This window comes from Bradyrhizobium sp. (genome assembly GCF_017881085.1).
Lineage (GTDB): Bacteria > Pseudomonadota > Alphaproteobacteria > Rhizobiales > Xanthobacteraceae > Bradyrhizobium.
The window spans coordinates 1-4,978 of the sequence record NZ_JADGRI010000367.1; the positions used below are offsets into that span (position 1 = coordinate 1).

The 4,978-nt window shown below is 62.8% G+C and carries 5 protein-coding genes and 1 pseudogene; 2 read left to right on the plus strand and 4 right to left on the minus strand.

Features of this window, described 5'->3' with window-relative positions:
* The coding region (locus tag QZ213_RS24595) for an AAA family ATPase (protein ID WP_291688676.1) at window positions 1-722 on the minus strand (722 nt) is incomplete at its 3' end.
* A gap of 305 nt (window positions 723-1,027) precedes the next feature.
* Between QZ213_RS24595 and QZ213_RS24600 the strand changes: the two genes are divergently transcribed.
* Window positions 1,028-1,699, plus strand: a complete 672-nt coding sequence (locus QZ213_RS24600) for a DedA family protein (RefSeq protein WP_291688677.1) — start codon at window positions 1,028-1,030, stop codon at window positions 1,697-1,699.
* A 38-nt stretch (window positions 1,700-1,737) separates the two neighbouring features.
* Here QZ213_RS24600 and QZ213_RS24605 read toward each other — a convergent pair whose 3' ends face one another.
* Entirely contained in the window at window positions 1,738-2,394 is a 657-nt protein-coding gene (locus QZ213_RS24605; protein WP_291688678.1) for a DnaJ domain-containing protein, read from the minus strand.
* A 108-nt stretch (window positions 2,395-2,502) separates the two neighbouring features.
* Between QZ213_RS24605 and QZ213_RS24610 the strand changes: the two genes are divergently transcribed.
* Complete coding sequence (locus QZ213_RS24610) at window positions 2,503-2,775, plus strand: BolA family protein (protein WP_291688679.1); 273 nt, start codon at window positions 2,503-2,505, stop codon at window positions 2,773-2,775.
* A 378-nt stretch (window positions 2,776-3,153) separates the two neighbouring features.
* Here QZ213_RS24610 and QZ213_RS24615 read toward each other — a convergent pair whose 3' ends face one another.
* Together QZ213_RS24615 and QZ213_RS24620 are read right to left on the minus strand one after the other, a co-directional pair.
* On the minus strand, window positions 3,154-4,461 hold the full coding sequence (locus tag QZ213_RS24615; RefSeq protein WP_291688680.1) for an HlyC/CorC family transporter: 1,308 nt from the start codon (window positions 4,459-4,461) through the stop codon (window positions 3,154-3,156).
* Window positions 4,462-4,537: 76 nt separating this feature from the next.
* Window positions 4,538-4,978, minus strand: a pseudogene (locus QZ213_RS24620) (3-dehydroquinate synthase); the annotation flags it as partial.

A 4,978-nucleotide genomic window follows, 5' to 3' on the forward strand; every position in this document is an offset into this window, starting at 1 on the left:
TTCGCCAGCACGATCTCGACTTCCTCGTCATGGGCGAGATAGTTCAGCGTGGTGACGATCGACCAGCGGTCCATCTGGCCCTGGTTGATCTGCTGGGTGCCGTGATAGAGGCCGGACGTATCGCCGAGGCCGACCGTGTTGGCGGTCGAGAACAGCCGGAACGCCGGGTGCGGCTTGATCACCTTGTTCTGGTCGAGCAGCGTCAGGCGGCCCGAGACTTCCAGCACGCGCTGGATCACGAACATCACGTCGGGACGGCCCGCATCGTATTCGTCGAACACCAGCGCGATATTGTGTTGCAGCGCCCAGGGCAGGATGCCGTCGCGGAATTCGGTGACCTGCTTGCCGTCCCGCACGACGATGGAGTCCTTGCCCACCAGATCGATACGGCTGATGTGGCTGTCGAGATTGACGCGCACGCAGGGCCAGTTCAGCCTTGCTGCGACCTGCTCGATATGGGTCGACTTCCCGGTGCCGTGATAGCCCGTCACCATGACGCGGCGGTTCTTGGCAAAGCCCGCGAGAATGGCGAGCGTGGTGGCGCGATCGAAGCGGTAATCCGCATCGACGTCCGGCACATGCGGATCGACTTCGGAATAGGCCGGCACCTCGAGGTCGCTGTCGATGCCGAATACCTGCCGGACCGACACCTTCATGTCGGGCAAGCCAGTGATCGCGGGTGCGGAAGATTCTTGCACTTTGGTGGTGGCGGCGGTCGTCATCAATCCTCCGAGGTCCCGGACGCTCCCGAAACCAGATTTGCGAAAATGGCTGCGGATGGTTGCTGGCGGAACCTATCAGAGAGCAGGGGATGGCAGAAGCCCGCGGCTCAATCAAAGTTCCGTTGCCTTATCATCAAGATAGGGGTTAGCCCCGGTTTTTGGAAGGCTGCCCTGCGAATCGCGCTGTACTTTCGGCCGATTACCGGGCCAGCGGCCCAAAGCCGCGCCCCGATGGCACTTTCCACCCCGGTCGCTACTTATGTTAGGTCTGCGCCCGGTCCGAACAACGCTAAAACAGGAATTTTGTGGCTGCCTTCATCGATCCCTTGATTGCGTTCGTCTCGGCAAATCCCTGGCTTGCCTATCTGACGCTGTTCCTGGCCGCCCTTTTGGAGGCCGTTCCAGTCGTGGGCTCGGTGGTTCCGGGCTCCACCATCATCCTCGCGCTGAGCGCGCTGGTGCCGAGCGGTGACCTGCAGCTTGTATGGGTGCTGCTGGCCGCCATCGCCGGGGCGTTGCTCGGCGACGGATCGGCGTTCTGGATCGGACATCGCGCCCAGCGCGAAATCCTCAGCGCCTGGCCGATGTCGAATTACCCACGCCTGGTCGCACAAAGCGAAGCATTCTTTCATCGCTGGGGCACGCTGGCGGTATTCTTCGCGCGTTTCGTGCCGCCGATCAGGGCCTTCGTGCCGATGACGGCGGGGGCGCTGGCCATGGCGCCGTTGCGTTTTTACGCCGTCAACATCCCGGCGATCCTGCTGTGGGCGCCGGCGCATGTGCTTCCCGGCGTGCTGGCGATTTCGGTCCTGCACGAATATGCCGGCCTGCCGCACCATGGCGGGATCGCCCGGCATTACTGGATGCTGGCGGTGATCGGCGCTGCGCTGATCGTGGCACTGGCCACCTGGACGATCCGCCGCCGGCATGGCGGGATCGAACCGACGGCCGAGCAGATCCGCAAGGATTTTCGCTAGGAGTATCGCGCCGGCCTGGCTGGGAACGACGAGAGCGACTAACCCGCGCGTACCACCGTTTTCAGATAATTATACGCCTTGATGATCTCGATCAGGCGATCCTCGGTGGAGCGGTCGCCGCCATTGGCGTCGGGATGGTGCTGCTTGACCAGCGCCTTGTATTTCGCCTTCACGGTCTCGAGCGTCGCATCCGTGCCGAGCCCCATCACCTGCAGCGCCTTGCGCTCGGCATTGAACACCTTTCGGGTTTCGACCTTGGCTTCGGTGCCTGCACCGGGACCCGGCCGCCAGCGGCCGCGGCCGTTTAGCTCGCTGAACATGCTGAACGGATCAGCGGCGCCTTCCAGGTCGGCCTCGGCGCTGCCCTTGCCCTTCTTGGAACTGGTGTTGGCGCCCATCTTCCAGGTCGGACGATGGCCGGTCAGCGCATCCTTCTGGTAGCGCGCGACCGCGTCCGGGTTCATGCCCTGGAAGAAATTATAGGACTGGTTGTATTCGCGGACGTGATTGAGACAGAAGTGCCAGTATTCCTTGTCGTTGGCCCGTCCCTTGGGCGCGCGGTGCGGCCCCTTGTTCTTGCATTCCGGCCATTCGCACATGACAGAGGCTTCGCGCGCCTGCGCCTGCTGCTTCGCGCTCAGCTTGTTCGGCTTGATGCGAATGGAGTCGAAGAATTTGGATGAATCAATCGCCATGGCCAACTATGACAACGCAACGCGAAAAGCTTCAAGTCTTGACATTGCGAATAGTTCTCTCTCGATCTCGCATTGACGAAACGCGGTCACGGACGTAATGCCGCCGTCATGAACACCAAAGACGCTATCACAAACAAGTTGCGCGAAGCTTTCACACCGGAAAGCCTCGACGTCACGGACGAATCGCATCTGCATGAGGGCCATGCCGGCCACCGACCGGGCGGCGAGACGCACTTCAGGGTCTATATTGTGTCGCAGGCCTTCCAAGGGAAGGGCCGGATCGAGCGCCACCGCATGATTAATGCGGCCTTGGCTGGGGAACTCGCGGGAAGCGTGCATGCGCTGGCGATCAAGGCGCAGGCGCCGGGGGAAGCCGGCTGAGATCTTACGCACAATTGTTAACGATGCGCTCACCGTCCGCGAGTTGCAGCCGCACGATCCGCGGCGCGCGGGCGCTTTTTTCGCCTTTATGACGCATCAACATTGTTCGCCTGGAATTCCTACGCCGCCTCTCCATATCGGTTGCAGTAATCGGCTCGCGACAGGCGGGCGCACGCTCGTTAATTTGGTGCTGTCATGGAAGATCATTCACAGGGAAATTCGGCCAACCCCTATTCGCCGCTGATGTGCATCCTGCTGCTGCTGATGGTCGGCGCGGCAACCCAGCTCAATATGCTTCCCTAAAAAGCCTATTGCTCCCTGCACGCCACCTTTCGCTGCCGCCCCCGACGGGCCACGACAAAATCGGGCGCCGCGCCGCTAGAATGCCGCCCCTGCCCGCTTCGGCTTTTTCTCCTCGACCTCGGCCTCGCGCGGCACCGCCTGGATGCGCAGCGCGGTGATGCGGTTGCGCTCGCGGCGCAGGACACGGAATCGGAAACCGTGAAAGGTGAAACTCTGGCCGCGTTCCGGGATCGAGCGTGCCTCGTGGATCACCAGGCCCGCGATGGTGGTTGCCTCTTCGTCGGGAAGATTCCAGTCCATCGCGCGATTGAGATCGCGGATTGGTACCGAGCCGTCGACCACCACCGAACCGTCGGGCTGGGCGCGCACGCCGGCCACCACCACGTCGTGCTCGTCGGAAATATCGCCGACGATCTCTTCCAGAATATCCTCCAGCGTCACCATGCCTTCGACTTCGCCGTATTCGTCGACCACCAGCGCAAAGTGGGTCTTGCGGCGGCGGAACGCCTTGAGCTGTTCGGAGACCGAGCGCATCTCCGGCACGAACCACGGCGGCAGCGCTATTGTGCTGACATCGATTTTCGACGTGTCGCCGTCGGCGGCGCGGATCGCGCGCAACAGGTCCTTGGCGTGCAGCACGCCGACGATGTTTTCCGGCTTGTCGCGCCACAGCGGAATTCGCGTGTATTCGGTGGCCAGCACCTCGCGAACCAGTTCCTCCGCCGGCAGGTCGGAGTTGATCATCACCATTTCGGTGCGATGGACCATCACGTCGGAAACCTGCAATTCGCGCAGGTCCAACAGCCCTCCGAACATATCGCGGTCCTGCTTTTCGACCTTGCCTTCGTGGTGCAGCAGGTCGACCGCGCCGCGCAACCGTTCGGTCGGCGACAGCAGCGGCTGATTGGCGCCGATCTTGATGCCGAGGATCCTCATCAGCACCCGGACGATCGCTTCGACGACGGCGAGCAGCGGCCCCAGCACATAGACCATCAGCTTCATCGGGCGCGCCACCAAGAGCGCCACCCGGTCCGGCGCGTTGATGGCAATGGTCTTCGGCAGCACCTCGGCGAAGATCACGACCAGCACGGTCATCACGCCGGTGGCGTAGAGCACGCCGACTTCGCCGAACCACGCCGTGAACAGGCCGGTCGCCAATGCCGAGGCGCCGATATTGGCGATGTTGTTGCCGAGCAGCAGCGCGCCGATGAGCCGCTCGCGCATCGAAGACAGGCTGGAGACGACGGCGGCCTCGCGATTGCCCTGCTTCGACAGCCGCAGCATGCTCGCGCGCGACGCCCCGGTCAGCGCCGTCTCGCTGGCCGCGAAGAACGCGGAAACCAGCAAACAGGCAATCACAATGGAGAAATCAAGCCAATCCATGACGTGACGATCACTTCATCTGTCGTTGGAGCATGAACTTTTCGGAAAACCGGCTCCCGCTTTTCCGGATCATGCCCTAGGTTTTTCGCGCCAGCTTCGCCTTCAGGAAATCGCGGACCAGCGACGGCTCGACGTCGGGAACGATCACGGCGCGACCCACAGCCTGCAGCAGGATGAAGGTGAGCCGGCCGCGTTTGACTTTCTTGTCCTGCGCCATCAGCGCCATCAGCGCGTCGGCATCCGCCAGCCCTTCCTGGGCAAATCCCGCGATATCCTGCAAATGGGTCGGCAGACCGACTTCGGCAAGGTGACGCTTGACGCGCGCAGCGTCGGACTCGGCAATCATCCCGAGCTGCGCGGAGAATTCCGCCGCCAGCACCATGCCGACGGCAACCCCCTCGCCATGGAACAGCCGGTCGGAGAAGCCGGTGGCGGCCTCCAGCGCATGGCCGAAGGTATGGCCGAGATTGAGCAGCGCGCGCTCGCCGGTTTCCCGCTCGTCGCGCGCCACGATCGC